Source organism: Oceanobacillus sojae (assembly GCF_007991515.1).
Lineage (GTDB): Bacteria > Bacillota > Bacilli > Bacillales > Amphibacillaceae > Oceanobacillus > Oceanobacillus sojae.
The window spans coordinates 307,913-325,995 of sequence record NZ_BJYM01000002.1; the positions used below are offsets into that span (position 1 = coordinate 307,913).

Annotated in this window: 20 protein-coding genes and 1 riboswitch; of the genes, 5 read left to right on the top strand and 15 right to left on the bottom strand. The window is 35.8% G+C overall.

The window, feature by feature from the left end; translation table 11 throughout:
• Positions 1-82 precede the first annotated feature (82 nt).
• Positions 83-517 (bottom strand): hypothetical protein, encoded by a 435-nt coding sequence (locus tag OSO01_RS03250; protein WP_147208666.1) that lies wholly within the window; start codon positions 515-517, stop codon positions 83-85.
• 155 nt (positions 518-672) lie between these two features.
• Complete coding sequence (locus tag OSO01_RS03255) at positions 673-2,886, bottom strand: DNA topoisomerase (protein WP_246145012.1); 2,214 nt, start codon at positions 2,884-2,886, stop codon at positions 673-675.
• A gap of 192 nt (positions 2,887-3,078) precedes the next feature.
• On the opposite strand from OSO01_RS03255, the gene OSO01_RS23215 reads away from it, so the two are divergent.
• A complete protein-coding gene (locus OSO01_RS23215) occupies positions 3,079-3,228 on the top strand; it encodes a hypothetical protein (RefSeq protein ID WP_175297047.1) in 150 nt (49 codons plus the stop codon).
• 114 nt (positions 3,229-3,342) lie between these two features.
• Here the strand turns inward: OSO01_RS23215 and OSO01_RS23885 are convergent, their stop codons facing one another.
• Both OSO01_RS23885 and OSO01_RS23890 read right to left on the bottom strand, forming a co-directional pair.
• Positions 3,343-4,032, bottom strand: a complete 690-nt coding sequence (locus OSO01_RS23885) for an MFS transporter (RefSeq protein ID WP_147208669.1) — start codon at positions 4,030-4,032, stop codon at positions 3,343-3,345.
• Positions 3,986-4,573: an MFS transporter gene (locus OSO01_RS23890; RefSeq protein WP_186813538.1), complete on the bottom strand. Its 588-nt coding sequence runs from the start codon at positions 4,571-4,573 to the stop codon at positions 3,986-3,988. Before OSO01_RS23890 ends, OSO01_RS23885 begins: the two co-directional genes overlap by 47 nt.
• Positions 4,574-5,065: 492 nt before the next feature.
• On the opposite strand from OSO01_RS23890, the gene OSO01_RS03270 reads away from it, so the two are divergent.
• Positions 5,066-5,773 carry a YdeJ family lipoprotein gene (locus OSO01_RS03270; RefSeq protein ID WP_147208674.1) on the top strand — a complete coding sequence of 236 codons (708 nt, stop codon included), beginning with the start codon at positions 5,066-5,068 and terminating at the stop codon, positions 5,771-5,773.
• A 109-nt stretch (positions 5,774-5,882) separates the two neighbouring features.
• Positions 5,883-6,428: a nucleoside-triphosphatase gene (locus tag OSO01_RS03275; protein ID WP_186813539.1), complete on the top strand. Its 546-nt coding sequence runs from the start codon at positions 5,883-5,885 to the stop codon at positions 6,426-6,428.
• 99 nt (positions 6,429-6,527) lie between these two features.
• On the opposite strand, the gene OSO01_RS03280 is transcribed toward OSO01_RS03275, so the two are convergent.
• The 8 genes from OSO01_RS03280 to OSO01_RS03315 all read right to left on the bottom strand — a co-directional run bounded on the left by OSO01_RS03280 (position 6,528) and on the right by OSO01_RS03315 (position 14,865).
• A complete protein-coding gene (locus OSO01_RS03280) occupies positions 6,528-7,400 on the bottom strand; it encodes a helix-turn-helix domain-containing protein (protein WP_147208680.1) in 873 nt (290 codons plus the stop codon).
• 369 nt (positions 7,401-7,769) lie between these two features.
• Positions 7,770-8,141, bottom strand: coding sequence for a cupin domain-containing protein (locus OSO01_RS03285; protein ID WP_147208682.1), 372 nt, complete (start codon positions 8,139-8,141; stop codon positions 7,770-7,772).
• A 41-nt stretch (positions 8,142-8,182) separates the two neighbouring features.
• A complete protein-coding gene (locus OSO01_RS03290) occupies positions 8,183-8,983 on the bottom strand; it encodes a GNAT family N-acetyltransferase (RefSeq protein WP_147208684.1) in 801 nt (266 codons plus the stop codon).
• 26 nt (positions 8,984-9,009) lie between these two features.
• The gene (locus OSO01_RS03295; protein ID WP_147208687.1) at positions 9,010-10,299 is read right to left on the bottom strand and encodes an acyl-CoA thioester hydrolase/BAAT C-terminal domain-containing protein; all 1,290 of its coding nucleotides are present in this window, start codon (positions 10,297-10,299) and stop codon (positions 9,010-9,012) included.
• An 89-nt stretch (positions 10,300-10,388) separates the two neighbouring features.
• Positions 10,389-10,862 carry a GNAT family N-acetyltransferase gene (locus OSO01_RS03300; protein WP_147208690.1) on the bottom strand — a complete coding sequence of 158 codons (474 nt, stop codon included), beginning with the start codon at positions 10,860-10,862 and terminating at the stop codon, positions 10,389-10,391.
• A gap of 196 nt (positions 10,863-11,058) precedes the next feature.
• Positions 11,059-12,174, bottom strand: coding sequence for a 5-methyltetrahydropteroyltriglutamate--homocysteine S-methyltransferase (locus tag OSO01_RS03305; RefSeq protein WP_147208693.1), 1,116 nt, complete (start codon positions 12,172-12,174; stop codon positions 11,059-11,061).
• A gap of 95 nt (positions 12,175-12,269) precedes the next feature.
• A riboswitch (SAM riboswitch) is annotated at positions 12,270-12,372 on the bottom strand.
• A gap of 693 nt (positions 12,373-13,065) precedes the next feature.
• A complete protein-coding gene (locus tag OSO01_RS03310) occupies positions 13,066-13,812 on the bottom strand; it encodes a Fic family protein (protein WP_246145018.1) in 747 nt (248 codons plus the stop codon).
• A gap of 576 nt (positions 13,813-14,388) precedes the next feature.
• Complete coding sequence (locus OSO01_RS03315) at positions 14,389-14,865, bottom strand: DinB family protein (RefSeq protein WP_147208699.1); 477 nt, start codon at positions 14,863-14,865, stop codon at positions 14,389-14,391.
• Between the two features lie 90 nt (positions 14,866-14,955).
• On the opposite strand from OSO01_RS03315, the gene OSO01_RS23985 reads away from it, so the two are divergent.
• The gene (locus tag OSO01_RS23985) at positions 14,956-15,294 is read left to right on the top strand and encodes an ArsR/SmtB family transcription factor (RefSeq protein ID WP_307725831.1); all 339 of its coding nucleotides are present in this window, start codon (positions 14,956-14,958) and stop codon (positions 15,292-15,294) included.
• Positions 15,295-15,324: 30 nt separating this feature from the next.
• Positions 15,325-15,651: a hypothetical protein gene (locus OSO01_RS23990; RefSeq protein WP_307725832.1), complete on the top strand. Its 327-nt coding sequence runs from the start codon at positions 15,325-15,327 to the stop codon at positions 15,649-15,651.
• A gap of 78 nt (positions 15,652-15,729) precedes the next feature.
• Here OSO01_RS23990 and OSO01_RS03325 read toward each other — a convergent pair whose 3' ends face one another.
• The 3 genes from OSO01_RS03325 to OSO01_RS03335 all read right to left on the bottom strand — a co-directional run bounded on the left by OSO01_RS03325 (position 15,730) and on the right by OSO01_RS03335 (position 18,000).
• Positions 15,730-16,350: a hypothetical protein gene (locus OSO01_RS03325; RefSeq protein WP_147208702.1), complete on the bottom strand. Its 621-nt coding sequence runs from the start codon at positions 16,348-16,350 to the stop codon at positions 15,730-15,732.
• A gap of 203 nt (positions 16,351-16,553) precedes the next feature.
• Positions 16,554-17,063, bottom strand: coding sequence for a GNAT family N-acetyltransferase (locus tag OSO01_RS03330; RefSeq protein WP_246145013.1), 510 nt, complete (start codon positions 17,061-17,063; stop codon positions 16,554-16,556).
• 79 nt (positions 17,064-17,142) lie between these two features.
• On the bottom strand, positions 17,143-18,000 hold the full coding sequence (locus tag OSO01_RS03335) for a helix-turn-helix transcriptional regulator (RefSeq protein WP_147208705.1): 858 nt from the start codon (positions 17,998-18,000) through the stop codon (positions 17,143-17,145).
• Positions 18,001-18,083 lie beyond the last annotated feature (83 nt).

Here is an 18,083-nt window from a genome sequence, read left to right on the forward strand (position 1 = left end):
TAAAACAGAATTGCTTAATAAACAAAAAAGCTGCCCCATGAAGTACAACACCTCATAGACAGCTTATCTGTCTGCAAAACATTTATTGTGACATTTTTTTCTTTTCTGAGAATAGCTTTCCTCTTTCCAGCCATTTTTGTTTAGCTGCTTTTCTTCTCTTAACTTCTTCTTTTAAAAGCCTGGGGAAGGTATCCTCGGCAAAATCCTGTACACTGTCCCAATCTGAAAAAAAGAGAACCTTCATATCCTTTGAACCATCCTCGTTACGGCGTTTATTTAGACATACACCAAAAATCCGATCCGATTTCTCAATCATCCTTTTAAATAAGATGGGATGTTTTTCCTGATCTCTGTACAGCTCTTCAACCATTCCCATATAATGCGAATCGTAACGATGGAATGGCGTATCAGCATTAATACTTTTACTGCTGCGATATACTTTGCGGTTATTTGCGTAAATCCATATTAATGTACCATAATCCAGATTTTCCTTTGTGCTTACGATAACCTTTTTCATGTTGGGCATCCTGTCTAGAGGAAAATTTAGCATGGCAAATACAATTCTTTATATCTCCGTTTATTAAAATAATGCTACCTCTACCTTCCATTATACACTATATCCCGGTTAAAAGCTTGAAAACTTAGGAATGCGCACAACCTTCACAGGTTATTTCATTTGGTGAATTCCATTTTCCAGCTATAATAGTCATTTTCCTTATTCTTCTCATAGCTTAAATAAGCATTGAATTTCTTTCCTTTTTTACTTGTCAAACCCTTCACAAAGACTTTCTTCTCTTTCAATAGTTTTTTCACCATTGTTTTCGTCGGCTTTTTCCGCATCGAGGCTAAAAATTTATCATTTTTCCAAATCGCAAAGGAACAACCTTTCTTCCAATTACTGCAGCTAAAGGCTTTATAACCATCGGTCACCTTACCGCCGCACTCTGGACATGTCCCCAGTACTTCATTGGTTGCCCGTGTGGAGACCACTTTATTAATGATAACGTCTTCTCCACCTTTAATTGTTTCAACAGACTCCGTTGTGAAATCAAAAACAACTCGGAGAAACTCCTGTTTACTCGCTTTTCCTTTTTGAATATCTGATAACCCTTTTTCAAGACGTCCGGTGAATTCTAAGTCAAACAGATTTTTTACGGGAAAGGTCTCAACAAGACGATTGCCAAGCTCTGTGCAAAGCAAATGTTTACTTTCCGTTGTAATATATCCTACATCCTTCAATTTTTTAATGGTTTCCGCTCTTGTTGCAGCTGTACCGATACTGAATCCAGTTAAAATACTGCCCAGCAGTTCTTCGCTTTCATCCTCTTTATAACTTTTCCCGCATGTTTCCATAACACGCAGCAGGGTTCTTTCCGTATGGTGTTTTGGAGGCTTTGTTACATGGGAACTGACTTCAGAATCTGTCACATCTACAAGCTCCTCCTTGTTTACAACTGGCAGTAATGTATCCTTTGATTGGATTTTCTCTACTTTTTTCCAGCCTTCAATAAGCTGGACCTTCCCTTTTGAATGGAACACACCAGATAAATCCACATCCAGAATTTTTGTAATCAGCTTTGTTTCTTCATATTCGGCAATTGGCATAAATTGCATAATAAAGCGGTTTTTAATTGCTGTATACACGATTCCTTCGTCCGCTGAAAGTCGTTTCGGTTTCATATAGGTCGGAATAATTGCACTATGACTTTCCACTTTCGCGTTATTAAAAACACGCTTTGTTTTCATAAATTTAATTTCATCTTTATAAGGCAGCTCCTCAGAATGCACTTTTAACACATGGGCTGTTTTTCCAACTAAGCTCTCTTCTAATGCAATACTGGAGGTTCGCGGATAGGTAATCAGCTTCTTCTCATAAAGTGATTGGGCCACCTTTAGCACCTTATCAGAAGTCCATCCCTTGTACTTATTCGTTATAAAACCCTGCAGGTTGGATAAATTGAATAAAAATGGCGGGAATTCTTTTTTCTTCTCCACTTGTTTATCTGTAATGATAGCCCGTTTGTTTTGAATGGCCTCGTGAATCGGCTCCAATAATTCTTTTTTCTTAAATTTATCCTCTTTCTTTTCTGTAAAAATACCTTCATATTCCTGATTATCTGCCGTCTGAAATGTTGCTGTCAGTTTAAAATAATCCTCGGGTTTGAAATTTTTTATCTCCTGATCTCGATCATAGATAATTTTTAATGTCGGAAGAAGAACCCTGCCTATATTTAAAGCTTTACTTTTTCCCTGCTGATATTTTAATGTAGCAACAGATGTCAGATTAATGCCAATGACCCAATCAGCCCATTGCCTGCTGACTCCTGCATCCCGTAATGGCTGCATCGCAGTATTCGGCTTGAGATTTTCCAATCCCTGTAATACTTCATTTGGCGTCCATTCGTTTAAAAGCAGGCGATATACCGCAGCCTTCGGTTTCTTCCCGCCCCGGTAGATGATACTATCTGCGATTAGCTGCCCCTCCCGGTCGTAATCACAGGCGGAAATAATTGTTTCTACATCACTACGCTTCATCAGAGAGTGGATTGTTTTTAACTGTTTTGCAGCTCCGCCATCTGTCTGTGCCCGATTTCTGGAATTGCTTTTCACCTTATATTTAAATTCAGATGGGATAAAAGGAAAATTATCCATTTTCCAGCTTCGCATTTTCCCGTCATAGTCCTTTGCATCGTACAGCTCAACAAGATGGCCAAATGCCCAGGTAATGATATAGTTATTCCCTTCAAAATAGCCATCTTTCTTTGTTTTTATTTTTAATGCGTCTGCAATATTTTTTGCGACGGATGGTTTTTCCGCTAATATTAATTGGACTCCCATATCAATTTCATCGCCTTTCCTGTAACGCAATTTCAGTCTGTTTTCCATTATTATTTTTACCTTATTAGAAACATTCGTTCGATATACTATTATGCCACAGATCGTACTTTTTTTCTAATGGATGACCACTTTTCAATGAATTTCTGGCAGGATATTTATAGCTTATAATTTACAATTATATGGTTAAACTAACTTCATTGGTGATAGAATTCACCCTGAATATTTACAGGAGGTGCAATCATGTCCGAACAAAATAAAAATCGAAACAAGGATAAAGGGAAACAAAATAATCGCAATAAGCATAATAAAACAGGTAATGATACAGAATTTGCAAGTGAAAATAGTGAATTCTTAAACTTGGATAATAAGAAAAACAAACGAAAAAGATAATATCTTTGTAAAAATAGCTGAGTCAATGCATTAATTTTTGACTCAGCTTTTTTATTGCAAGAAGCATCCCTCTTTCAAGTGAATGCTTCCCTGTCTCAATAACCTATTTACTCTTTACCACTCCAGCTTTTCCACCTTATCAATATCTGGCAGGCTTTGAATACTTCGATTAAACAAGTAAAAACCTCCTAAAATAATTAAGCCTATCCCAAATAAACATAGTACAAAAATGGGTGATGCAAGCTCTGTTAAAAAACCTCCAGCCAGTGAACCTATAGGCATTGCAAAACTAATAATACTTTCAATAGCTGTATTCACCCGCCCCAGCATCTTTTCTTCAGGAAGCTTTTGAAAAAGAACTGTAAACAGAACATTGATGGCACCAATAAATGAATAGGATATAGCCAATAAAATATAAAAAATAATTTCTGACAGCTGAATGCTGAACACCATCAAAAGCCAAGTGCATCCAGATAATATAAATCCGGCAGACATCATTATACCTAATCGCTGTTTTGTCCTGAAATTATCTATAAATAAAGCACCCAGCATTGAACCTAAGCCTAAGAATGCGATTGTCAAACCATATGTTGACGGACCATTCCCATATTGATTTGCAAAGGACGGTAGCGTTACAAGAATCATGGCAAATAAAAAGTTAATAATCGTCAACGGAACCAGGAATGCCCGAAGCAAAGGATGATTAACCACTTTCAAGCCTTCCAGCAATTCCTCTTTATAACTGTTTCCTTTATCCTTACTCTCTTTTTTTCCTCTTGAAATATTTATTTTTAATAGCATCATTAAAAATATTGGAATAAGAAAAAATAATAAATTCAATCCATACAGCACTGTGATTGCAAGAAAGTCCAATCAGAATGCCAGATAAACCATTAAAAACAAAATCTAACCCTTGATAAGCCACAGACATAACAGAATTTGCTTTAACTAACTGACCTTTTTCTACAACCTTTGGTATCAGGACATTTTCAATTGGATATACAACTTCAGAAAAAATGGTTAATAGGAGAATAATAAAAAGTAACATCCATACATTCATTTCACCAATTCCCAAGGTAAATAAAATGATTCCTAAGAGAAGCGCCTGTATGATACTTGCAAAAATATATAATTTTTTTGGATGACTGCGATCAATTAACGGACCTAAAAGCACATTGAAGATAGAAGGCAGTGTAAATAGAAATCCAGCCACCCCTGTTAATATTGGAGATCTGCTTATTTCTAAAATCGCCCACATGGAAACAATATAGAAAATGCTGTCACCAATATTTGATGAAATTCTTGACCAGAGTAAAAATTGAAAGTTTTTATTTTTAAATAGCATAACGATTCCTCTTTTCTGCAAAATCTTTTTCCACATAATAAGAGGGGGACAGCGTTTTATTTTTTATTTAAGAACACCAAAAAAAGACTGCTCGATTAACGAACAGTCTCCCCGTCAAATTAATGAAAAAGAATAGTTAATCAGCTGTGAAACATACTTATTTTGCTAAAATTGGACAGGCTTCTCCCATTGTCAGCAAAACAAGCATAATTACACAGGTGAAAACAATCGTATATTCAGTTTTTTCACCTGTGCTCACAGCTATTACATCCATTCTTTTTCACCTCCGTTCTAAACTTAAAGTAACTTTACCATTATTTTCATCCACCGTAAACCACTATTTGATTTTTTTTGCTAAATTTACTTTGACTTCCGAAGTTTTACAACTCAACTATAATACTTTATGATTAATTTATCATGTTTCCTTATTTATTGAATTAGGATTTATAAGATTATTGCAATTTTCAATCAAAAGAAAGGAAAGGTTGTAAAATGATGAAACGAATGAAATTTACCTGCTGCGGTCTTCTACTTCTGTCCATCACCTTTGTACTGATTGCCTGCTCTGATAATACAAACGAGAGCGGCAGTAATGATTCAGCACCAAATGAAACGACTGAAGAACCAAATGCAGCAGAAGATGAGAATGAATCTGATAAGAATACTGCTGAGAATGATTCTGATAATAATTCAAGTGAAGAATCGGAAACAGATTCTTCTGACGACAGCTCAGTTGAAAACGAAGAAAGTAATGGCAGCTCTTCAGAAGAAGACGAAGATAATGCATTATCCAGCTATTCCCCCGAAGAAATTGAATATGCCCGCGTTTGGCTGCAGCTTGGACCAAATCAGGATATCAATGAATTATATGTAGATCATGTTCCAGCCGGTACACCGCTTGATCCAAATGATGAGGAGAATGATGTCAGCTACACGAAGGATGTTATTCAAGTATCTGGTTCTCGTATTGTAGATGGCATGGTAACATATAGCGGCAACGGCGACGGCACAATTAATGTCTATAACATTCCATACGGAAACCGCTGGTATGGAGGCACACCCCGCCCTGATGATATTGATTTAGAAGACGTCAAAGAGGAAATGAGAGATATGCTTGAAAATCCAGAATTAGTCTACATCGATCCCGGCGATGATGAAGAGGTTAAAAATATTATTGAAAAAATGTATATTATTGAATGATAAACTGTCAGCTCTAAAAAAAATTGGCAGGAAAGTGTCTGTTAAAAAAGTCCCCTCCCGCAAGAACAGGAATGATTTCATTGATAATTAAATGAAAGAGGGATATTCAATGCGAAATATATTTTTAATAACTGGCGAACCGCGAGTTGGAAAATCTACCTTAGTTAAAAATCTAATATCAAGATTTAACCAGGAGTATTTTTATGGTCTGATAACGGAGGAAGTTACCGAAAATTCTCAAAGAATTGGTTTTACAACTGTATTATTAAGTAGATATGCTAAACAAATTGCTTCCAAGCACTGGGCAGAAAATAAAATGGGCAATTACGGTGTAGATATTGCAGCTATTGATCAAATGGCACAGGATTTACTGCATATGGAATCTGTCTTCGGGAAGCACATACTTATTATTGATGAAATCGGCCCGATGCAAGTATTGTCTGATGAATATAGAAAGATTTTAGAAGCTTTATTGAAGAGTTCATCTGCGTTAATTATAGGAACAATATACAAAGGGACAGATAACAAGATAATAGATGCTGTCAAAGATAAATATTCAGATTGTATCCATTTGCTGACCTGCGATAATAGAGAGCAAATAGAGGTATTTTTGACAGCAGAAATTGAAAAGTATTTAAAACTGAACATTGCATGATATACAATAAAGCGGATAGAAAACATTGACTCTATCCGCTTTATGTTTATCTGTAGCAATATTCATCTTTTTACATTATTTCACACACAATACACATCCCTATATAGATTTGTGCTCCTCCAAAATTCCCTTCACAATATTCACCATATTCGTGTTTCCCTGAACCTCAAACAAAGTCTTAGCAGTTTGGATATAGTCCAATCCTTCCTCTTTTCTATTTAATTTCACCAGATTATTACCAGTCTGATAATAGCTGTCCGGAAGCATATAGAGCGTATTTCTTTCCACACAAATAGATATCGCCTGTAAGCTATACAATTTTGATTCGTTGTATTCCCCTAAGTAAGTTAGCGTCTGCGATAAACCGAAAAGAATTTTCAGCTCTGTTTCAAAATCATCTATTCCTTCCATTTCCTCTAACTGGTTCCAGACTTCTTTATATAACTGGTAAGCTTTATCATAATTTTTTTCATCCTGATATATGCTGGCAATACTTGTTTTCACATTAATATTCAGCAGTTTATCAGAAGCAGTGTTTTCTTCAACCAATAAATCCTTCAGCAGCCGCACACTTTCCTCAAAGTTATTAGTTAAATGATAAAGCGAAATACCTTTATGCCATAATAAATAGCGATGTTCATAAGGAGCATATCTATTTGCATTAACCGTCAGCTCATTATCTACTATATATTTAATAGAAGCGTAGTTTCTTTGTGCTTTTAACTGCTTTATCATGTTTTTTATTTCAATAAAATGCTCGTTGGACTTTACAGGATCGGTCTCAAAGAAATAATTCATATCAACCAATAGCCTTTTGCTCAGCTCAAACAAAACAAGGCTTGAAGGATTTAAAGCACCTTTTTCAATATTGCTGATTTGTGCCTGTGTACATATATCAGAAGCAAGCTCTTTCTGGGTAAGACCTAATTCCAGCCTTCTTTTTCTTATGTTAGTTCCAATATGAAATGCCATCAATCTGCCTCCATTATATTCATATAAATGTATTCTAAAATGAAATTTTCACATTTATTTTATAACTAAAAAATATTCATTGTTTATTATTTATATCATAAAGTTATAAGCAGTTCAACAGAGGCAGAAATGCTTTCGTACTATGTAGAAGTAACTCAAAGTGAAATACAAAAGATGCTTTAAATGCATATACTCTTGTCTAAAATGAGCAGCTGCATATAAAGCATTTCCTGAAATAACAAGTTTACAATAACCTTTTACTCTTACTTTTGAAAAGTATCTTCTTTCATATTTTCTCCGACAAAAATAAAGAAACGCATATTAAATATCTAAGTATACATTTTTTTTATCAGGAAAATGGTTAGCAGATTAATAACTTGTAATTACATTCTTTAAAACAGGCACTTTCTGGGAATTTAAATTCTTTCCCTCTATAACTAAAGCACTCATCTGAGAATCTGTGCCGGCAGCATGAAATTCTCCTTTTTTCCAAAAAGCAGCTTTTCCAGAAGACAGTGAAATTCTATTTTCATCCTCACCGCAGACCCAGCCTTCACCAGATACAATCATGAAAAGCTGATCTGCCAGCGCCTCATGAAATGGAATTTTATCATCATTCCCAAGATACATATATCCCATTCGAATCTCATTGGCATCCATTAAAATCCGATTGGAGGTAAACTTCGTTGTCTTTGTATCTATGAATGCTCCATATTCTTTTTCAAATGAAATAATTTTCACAGCTTCCATCTCCCTATTTTATTTTAATAAAAGCAGTATTTTCATTCTGCTTCATAACGAAGCATTGACCACATGCCGATATCTTCAAATCCTAACCGTTTATAAATATTTCCAGCCGCCGGATTATCATAGAAAAGACAAAGTGATTTTCCTTCTGCCAATAAGGTGATGCATAACTTCTCCATGCATTTCGTTGCAAAACCCTGTCGTTCGTATCCTGGGCGTGTACATACACCAACGATCATTGCAGAATGAGAATTCTCAGCAGTTGTAGACGCGGATGCAACCATTGTCCCTTTTTCATCACGAATAAAATAGGTACGCCCAGTTTTATTTTTCTCCTCATTCTCCCTTGTTTCAATTGTTACGTTACTGGCTGCAAATTCAGGAACGGACGCCAGCATTTTTATATTCTCTTCATAATCAGCAGGCTTCAGATACTCTACCTGCTTTGTTTGTTCCAAATTCACCGCATAGCTTATTTCTTCACAAGCTGCATAATACATTTCTCTATGTACACGGGTAACTTTATCAATATATGGTAATAATGGCTCCACAATATACTTCAAACCACTAAAATTACATCGTTGCTTATAGCTGTTAATAATCTCCGCAAACCCTTTCAGATCATATTCCGTTTCGCTATAAATTATGTAATTCTCACGATAGCGCAGGAGAACAGCGATTAGATTACCCTGTTCCCATTGTCCCCAGACATCTTGCACATCAGAATCGTAGCCAAACGCTTCTATATCACCGATTATAAATAAGTTTTCTGCAGCTTTTGGCTCAATCAACTCCATTACTTTTACGTGATCCTCTTTTGTCAGTTTTCGTATCATTTAATTTCCTCCAATTAATATAAACATTATAAATTTCTACTGTTTTCTGTTAGAAATCTCTGTATTTTTTCCCAGGAATCCTTTGCTGCAGCTGTATTTGCTGATTTTGATCCACCAAATGTCATCGTCATATTACCACCCACCTGCATAACTACATTAGCTGGCAGATTAACGAAACTATATGGAAAAGATATGAAATGTCCGGCTTCTTCATAATATAAATATTGATCTTGATACGGCCTCTTTAAATTCTTTAGTGTATCTTCCATCATTTTTACACAATGGCTGGAAGGCCATAGCTGATCATCTCCACCAGCTATTAACATAACGGGGGCTTGAATATTCTCGACCGGAATTCTTGCTGCTGTTTTCTCCTGGTTCTTCAATGTATTATTCCAAATAGCTAAAAAAGAGACAGGATTCTTGGTTAACCAGTTCTTTATTGTAGAAAGCATCACGGAAAGAGGGTATTTAAACTTCACAGTGGGCAAAGCTTCCTGATTAAAAACCCACGATGTTACAGGAGCAAAAATACCATTTTTCATTCCTGGTGTTATATAGGCATTAGGAGCACCTGCAATGACAGATTGATAGTTATCAAACGTCGCTGCTAAAAGCAGAGCAAGTTCTCCTCCTCTTGAATAACCAATTAGGCTTACGGTCCCGTTCGCGTATTGGTGGTTTTTCAACCATGTCGTTGCTTCCTGAAAGTACTCTAACGATATTTCCTCAAGGTCTTTTGGCGTTCCTTCTGCCCCAAAATAAGCCAATGCAAATGCTGTATATCCTTTAGAGGCTAATAAAGCTGCTGCGTGCTCCTGTATTCCGCCATCTGATCCACTTAGCACTAAAACAGCTGGATAATGTCCCTTTTCTTCTGGATGAAATAACGTTCCTTTCAGCTGGTTATGCTGAACAACTTCCTTTGAAACACCATCCATATAAAAATATCGGTTAATGGTTACAGAACCTTGCTCCTTCCCATCTACATTTAAACTCAGAGTGATTGATACCTTGTTCGAACTGCTCTTTTCATAATAATCTCCCCATTTGGAATCTGCATGCTCCATAGACCAGAATAAGCCCGAGGCATCCACTTTATCATACGTGCCTTCCACTGGCCTTTGCGAGGATACATCAACAACACCTTCATGACCTGCAATAAATATTGCATAAGAACAAAACTGCTTTTGCTCTTCATCATATGTTGTCGCATAGATGGATACTTTTGCATTTTCTGAACATCCAATTACTTTTATGATAACTGTCTCGTCAATATAAGAATCTATTGAACTAATTTGTAGTTTAGGTGACATAGTACTCTCCTTTTTTCGACAAATATTTTAAAATATTATCTCATTGCTATTACCTTAAATAAATTCTTATATATTCGTTTAAAAAGGATTTACTCCAGCTCTTTTTTAAACAAAACTCTATCATTATTCAATCCATCATAATTCGCCTTTACAGACACCCCGTCTACTATTTTATCTCCATGTTCAATAACAAATCCCATTCTTTGATGAAAGGCAATTGACGTTTTATTTACTGGTGAAGTGATGCAGCGGATGACACTTCGATTTGCCATTTTAACCTTGGCGAAGAATTTTTCATAAAGGACTTTTCCAATATTTTTCTTCCTGTAATCCGGATGTACACCAACAAAATGAATATAGGCTTCATCTAATTGATCTTGGGACAAAAAACCGATTATAAAACCTATAATTTCACTATCTTCTTCTGCCACAAAGCTTGTATTTTTAAAATGATTGAAAAATAATTTAGGCAGCATACCTGCCATATCACGGCCGCCCCACCAATCATTTATCCTTGGAGCCAAGACATCATAATCAGAGCTTATTAAACTGCGAATCTCCATTTTATACCACCTTATTAAGTTATATTATCCATTAAAAATAGCTGAATATTCTTATTGTACATTTCTAATATATCAAAAAATTATATTAATGTCTTTCCCCATTCAAAATAAGCGCCGCTATAAATATATGTAAAATAACATGTAAAAAGGGGATTTGGAAAGCTCACCTCTCCAAGTCCCCTTTTTCTAGTAAAATTTATTTCCATACGTCTTCCGCTATTTGAACAACATGGCGGATTTTTCCCCATTGCTGCGCCTCAGTCAGCAAATTCCCTTCCTCTGTGGAAGCAAACCCGCATTGAGGGCTCAAACAAAGCTGATTCAACGGTACATATTCCGCAGCTTCTGCTATTCTTGCTTTAACAGCCGCTGGATCTTCCAGTTTACTGAATTTAGAAGTGATAAGCCCAAGCACAATATATAAATCATCGCGGTTCACATGACGCAGTGGTTCAAATCCGCCCGAGCGATCATCATCAAATTCCAGGAAAAGTCCATCAACCTGCAGACCTCCAAAAATGGTTTCTGACACGGCTTCGTAACCGCCGCTTGACATATAGGTAGACTGAAAATTTCCCCGGCAAATATGCATCGTCACCAGCATATCATCCGGTCTGTTTGCAATCGATTCATTAATTGCTCTTGCACATAATTCCGCTGTTTTCTCGGGATCTCTTCCTTTTTCAATCAAAGAGTTTCTCCCCTTTTCTGAGAAAAAGGTTGCCCAGGAAGTATCATCCAGTTGTAAGTAGCGGCAGCCTTCATCATATAATGCCTGAATGCCTCCTTGATAAGCAGTAACCAGGTCATCGATAATTGCTTCATCACTTTCATAAATACCTTCTTCAAAATCCGCCCGAAAAAAAAGCATATTCGGACTTGGAATCGCAAATTTGGCAACAGCATCTCCGGCAATACCATGAAGAAATTTATAATGCTCAAGCATATAATGGTCACTGAAACCAATTTTACCTGTTACTTTAATACCCCGCTTTTTGGTTTCTACTCCCGTAAACTGTAAACCTTGTTCAGCGGTGTAACCTTCTACACCATCTAAGCCTTCCAGAAAATCAAAATGCCACCATGCACGGCGAAACTCGCCATCTGTCACTGATTGAAGACCGGCTTCCTTCTGCTGTTCTACCAGTTTGATAATTTCCTCATCTTCAATCTGCCGCAATTGTTCAGGACTGATTTCTCCTTTTGCTTTTTGCGCGCGAGCTTCCTTTAAACGCTGGGGACGGAGAAAGCTCCCTACATGATCTGCTCTGAACGGAGCTCGTGTATTTTTTGTTTCTGTTGATATTGTCATCGAATACCCCTTCCTCTCTACCTGCTATCTTCATTCTATAATCCAATTAAAAAACCCCTTCTGAAAATAGAAGAGGTTTGGTATAGTAAAATCTCTTCTTATCTTCAAGCAAAAATGCTTCTGGAATTAGCACAGTACAAATTAGTGTCTGCTGCTAAGGCTTCAACGGGCCAGTCCCTCCACCTTTCTGGATAAGAATATATGGAATTATACGAATAATTACAGATTACTTTACATGGAAGCGTTGGATTCGTCAAGGAAAATCCCAAAATATAGGGATTCTGCTGCAATTGATTTAAAATCGAGGTAGTGTCAGCTTTTGTTATCAGAAAAAATTTTATAATCTTCGCTGATAACAAAAGCAGACAAATACAAGCAGAAGAATAAAATGGCTGTTCCTTCCCATGATATATTAATTCTCGTAAAAAGAGGCTCAATAAAGTTTTTATAAAAAATAACACTACATAGCAGCTGCACCGTATAACTCAGAAACATTACTTTCTTCGTTTCTTTCATCTTTGCCACTTTAAGAATAAGCTGATATAACAGATCAAAAATTACTCATACAAGATAAGAAAGAAAAAGCAAGCCGCCAAAATAAAGAATATTAATGAAAATATTATCAAAGAATCGTATTTCAATAAGATTCCAGCCTGCTAAAATATTTGATAAACCATATATTATCAAAATCGGGATGGCCACAATAACTACAGCACTAACAATTACTAGGCCGGTAAGCAGCAGATTAGCAATAAGGTTGGAATAATCTATTTTTTTCTCAAACGAAAAAGACCTTTACCATATAGTTTGATAAAAGCCTTCATAACCCTATCTTTTCAGTGCTCTAATTTATAATTATTATCCACTTTATGAATCTTTTTATTTTTCAATTTATATATCCTTTAAAAACTCTAAATAATTCTCTAAAGTATCCACTGCTCGTTCAGCTATAAACAATATAAAAGGCTCATAATCTCCTTTTGTTCCAGAAGTATCCAGAACCTCGTAATACCTGAATCTATCGTCTTTTTCAATTGTAATTGGAGGAAACCCACATTTCATCAATTCAAAATTCATTAATAGTCTGGAGGTTCTTCCATTGCCGTCGGAAAAGGGGTGGATATTTACAAATTTCGCATGTAATAGACCGGCTTTTTCTACTGGATGTAAATCATTATTTTTTTTATACCGATCCATCAGGTTATCCATCTCATCTTGTATTTTTTCATGAGATGGAGGTGTATGATTAGCACCTGTTATCAAAGCTGCAGTATTTCTATATTTTCCAGCGGTTGTTCTATCTATGCCTTGCATCACAATTGCGTGAATATCTTTCATTGTACGCTGGCTCAATGGGATATTATCATTTATTAATTCTTCAACATACTCAATCGCTTCTTTATGATTATTCGCTTCGGCGTGTTCACGAAAAGATTTGCCTTGAATGGTGATACCATCTTCTAAGACTGCCTTTGTTTCATATAAAGTTAATGTATTTCCTTCAATTGCGTTGGAATGGTACGTATTTTTAATGTGAAAATCCTCTTTCATATCTTTTATGACTTCATAAGGTAAAGGTCTCTTTTTATCTAATTGCTCTTTTAAAACACTGGATTTATTCAATAATTTCTTGTTCACATCCAAACATATCACTCCCATCTTTTCGTAAAAAGGCGCTAAGTTCTCCAGCTTTTAAGTTTCTAAAAAAATATTTTAATCGTTCCAAATGAGGTTACTTACAATTGTATCATAAATGAAGTACAATACAGCTGTTCATTACTCTACTACAGGATTATTATGCAGGAATACTCTTTAATTGTCCTACAACAAAAAAACCACAGCACTATCTAATAGTAGGTACACTAATGGTTTGAAATAATCTATGATTTATTTATTACTCTATTAAACAATAAGTTTACTTTATTTGGAAAATTGTTCACTTGGCTTTCTTCAAAATATTCACGTCTGCCCTGGTAGATAATAATTCTGTTATCATTATTAATCCCCCTGTTTCTTCCATAAATAATTTGGTATATTAATGATCATTAATATACCAAATTATTATATATCATATATAAGTTGTTTAATAGTTCATTTGTAAATCAGTAATTCCTCATTTCATTGCAAATGTACTATTTTCAATCGAAAGGTATTGATACTAAATTAACTGATATAGCTTCTATCCAAGCCAGTATTCACAGCTAAGAAATAAATCTAATCCCATATCTTAGGGCGTTCAACCCCCATTGTTCTCATATAATTTAACAGCTGACCTGTATGCACAGATTCATGATATGCAATTCGCAACAGCATATCACCTAATTTTCTTACATACCCGACATCCGAACGGTCAATCTCAATTTTATCTAAATCAATTGCACGAATTTCCGTTATGTATTTCATAAATTCATCCCGGTATGGCTGTGCAAATTCCAATTCATCATCTACTGTTGTAAAGAGTCTTGCCTCAAATGGATTAAATATATTGTTTAATACTTTACTTCCTCTGCCCACCAGAATTTGATGATATAGAAATTCCCCTTCTACTACATGCCTAATCATTTCTACACAGCTAAATGCATTTTCATCAGGTCTCCATTTCAGCTTTTCCTCCGGTATTGCTTTCCAAACCTTTTCACTTCTGCGTCTAACTTCTTCAAAATTAATAATGAGTAAATCGTTTGTATTCATTTCTAAAACCCTCCTGTCGTAATATAATTTATTGTAGCACGTGAAAACTTCGGCTATAATCGAACTATAAATGTTTTAGGAGGAATAAGAATGGGAAGCAGACCTGATTTTTCATTTGTTGCTAAACTAATGGCTGATTCATCAAGAGCAGCTATGTTGGAAGCTTTGCTTGACCTGGATGGCCTTCCTGCGAGTGAACTGGCAAAAAGAGCCAATATCTCGTTGCAAACAGCAAGTGGTCATCTGACAAAACTCGTAGAAGGAAACTTACTTAGCATGGAAAAGCATGGGCGGCATCGTTATTTCCGAATTGCTCATGCTGATGTGGCACAAGCAATAGAAATGTTGACCGTTATTGCCCCTCCGCCGAAAATTAATTCCTTGAAAGATTTTTCGCGTGCCAAAAATATTCAAATTGCCAGAACCTGATATGATCATTTAGCTGGAAAACTGGGTGTATTGTTAACAAGGGCTTTGATTGAGAAAGGTTATTTACATGAAAAAGAAAATAATTTTCTAGTAACAGCAGAGGGTGAACAATTCTTTTATGATTTTAACATTGATCTGAATGCTTTGCGGCAAACACGGAGACATTTTGCCCGAAAATGTCTGGATTGGAGCGAAAGACACTATCATCTGGCTGGGGCTTTAGGAAATGGTATTTTAATTCGATTATTTGATTTAGGCTGGATTGAAAGATTGCCTGGACGAGCTGTGAAAGTTACCGATACAGGAGAAAAAGGATTGTATGAAGCACTTGGTATTATAACAAAAGAGTTGAGCTAGCTTATCATTCAAAGCCATTTGGAGTGGTGGCTGTCACTTAATTCCTGATGGAAGAAGTATCATCCGGGCACGATAAATTCAATCCTGCAGTGAAATATATTCTCCCGTTTCAACATTAAAGGATACTTCTCTCATTTGGGTCTGTCCTCTATTCCAGCCTACTACTGATATGAAGCTAATATTTTTCTCTATGTCCTTTAAAAGAATAAAATTATAACCCTTGGCCCAATCCTTACCTGGATAAAGCCTCCCTGTTTTCAATGCCTTTTTTAGCAGCTCTGGTGAATCATAATGAATATCATCTATTTGTGTAAACTCTTTTTTAAAGTAAGGAGTATCACCTTGATTGGTCAAATCATTGATTGCATCAATTTTCCCATTATGGATGGTTACTAAAAAAAATTTATTTGTATCCGGCACTCCAAAGGCAATATTCCAATGCTTTCTTTTGCCGTTCCTGCCAATTACTTCATTAGATTTTTCATCCAGGTCAATATCCACTGCCCTGAGCAGAAGAGCATTTTTATCCCATTTTAATGCAGACGGGTACGCTAACTTAATTGCTTGTTTTATTGTTAAGTCCTGATACTCAATGGCTGCTGATTTATTTTCAGCTGATTCCCGGGAATGAGCAGGTATTTTCTCAAAAGTATAAAGGGATATTAACAAAAGAAAGACGATAAGAATTGCCTTATTCATTTTCTTCAATCCTTTTTAGGATGTATTCTTTCCTTTATCCTCCATATTATCCTGTCATACTACAACACATCAATACAAGTGTACTCCTTTATCTAATATTCACAAGGATTAGTACAGTTCTTTTTATAGTATTTCGTCATTGTTTTTAATTCTGATTGGTGTTACAACATTCTTGTAGATAACTAAGATTACTGAACAATGAATCAAGACTTAAAAACCAGTATTGGGCCTTGCCATACCTCATTATGCAGTACCTTTTCTTTTAATATATTATTACCCGTATACCCTGTAATTACTTTTTTCCAAAATTCATAAGCGTTTTTATTAGAATTTGTCTGTTTAACTTCCCACACACCTTTAAACTGTTTAAATAATGAAAATGCAGCTTTCTTTCCTACACCCTTGCGTCTATATTTTCTCATTATAAAAAAGTCGCTTATTACATTTGTCTTTTCTTCGGAACTAAGCTTCACGTAACTTTTTGGCACATCAAGGATAAGCAAGGCAAACCCTGCAATTTCTCCATTAACTTTTATTAAAATCGGCTGGCGGTAATCTTCCGTCCATTGATGATCTAAGTATTTATAAGAGTATAAACCATGTTTATTTAAGGTATGAGCATCAAACTCACTGCTATCGTACCGATATAATTGAATCAGCTGCGAAAGAATCTGCTTATCCTCATATGCTATAGATTGCAAAGTAACTTCCACCTGTAATCTCCTCCTTTTTAAATTCGAATAGCTCTTACACATTCTATTTGTACATTTTCCCATACTAGACACAGATAAATTATCTATCATCAGATTTATTCAATAAATTCCTTAACTTTAATTCCGTATCTGTATCCATTACCGGAGTATATACACTGCACCGTAAATCCGAGGTCCCCTGAACCTGTAAAGAGGTCAAATTAAACAACATTTTCCCAGCCTTCGCATGACGGAATTCAATTAAAACATCCGGTGCTGAACTGACCTCTTCCTCATCCCATAGCTTTTTAAATTCGGGAAATTGCTGTTCCATTTTCTCGATAAATTGTTTATACCATTCATCAGCCACATATTGTCCATAGTAGGATCTAAAGATGGAGAGATACCCTTTTACAAAATGCTCCCAGTTTACTGCGAGACTTTTAAATTCTTTTCTAGAAAATAATAAAAAGATAATATTCCGATCCTCTTCAGCTATTTTATCGAAATCGATAAAAACCATTGCTGCTGCTTTATTCCAGCCGACAATCCGGCAGTATTTATCTGAAATAATGGTGGGGCAATGACGCAGCTCCTGCAAAATTCTATTTAAAGAAGGGGTCATCAAGGATTTCTCTGCTTCATTTATAGTAGATGAATTTTCCACTGCTCTTTCACCGGAAGCAAGTGCATACAAATATTGCTTTTCATCTTTATTTAATCTTAAAGCATTCGCAACAGCATCTAATACAGAACCAGATACCTTAATATCTCTTCCTTGTTCAAGCCATGTGTACCATGTTGTACTTACTCCGGCTATTTGAGCTACCTCCTCCCTCCGCAGTCCGGGAGTTCTTCTTCTAGTTCCTGCCGGCAGGCCAACCATCTGCGGATGAAGCTTAGCTCTTTTACTCTTTAAGAAATTGGATAGCTCTAAAAGCCTTGTTTCTTTTTCCATTCATTCTGCCTCCTCTTACATAGTATTAATTATACTATGATAAACGCCAACTTGTAATGGGATAAAGTTTCCGTAAAATAAAA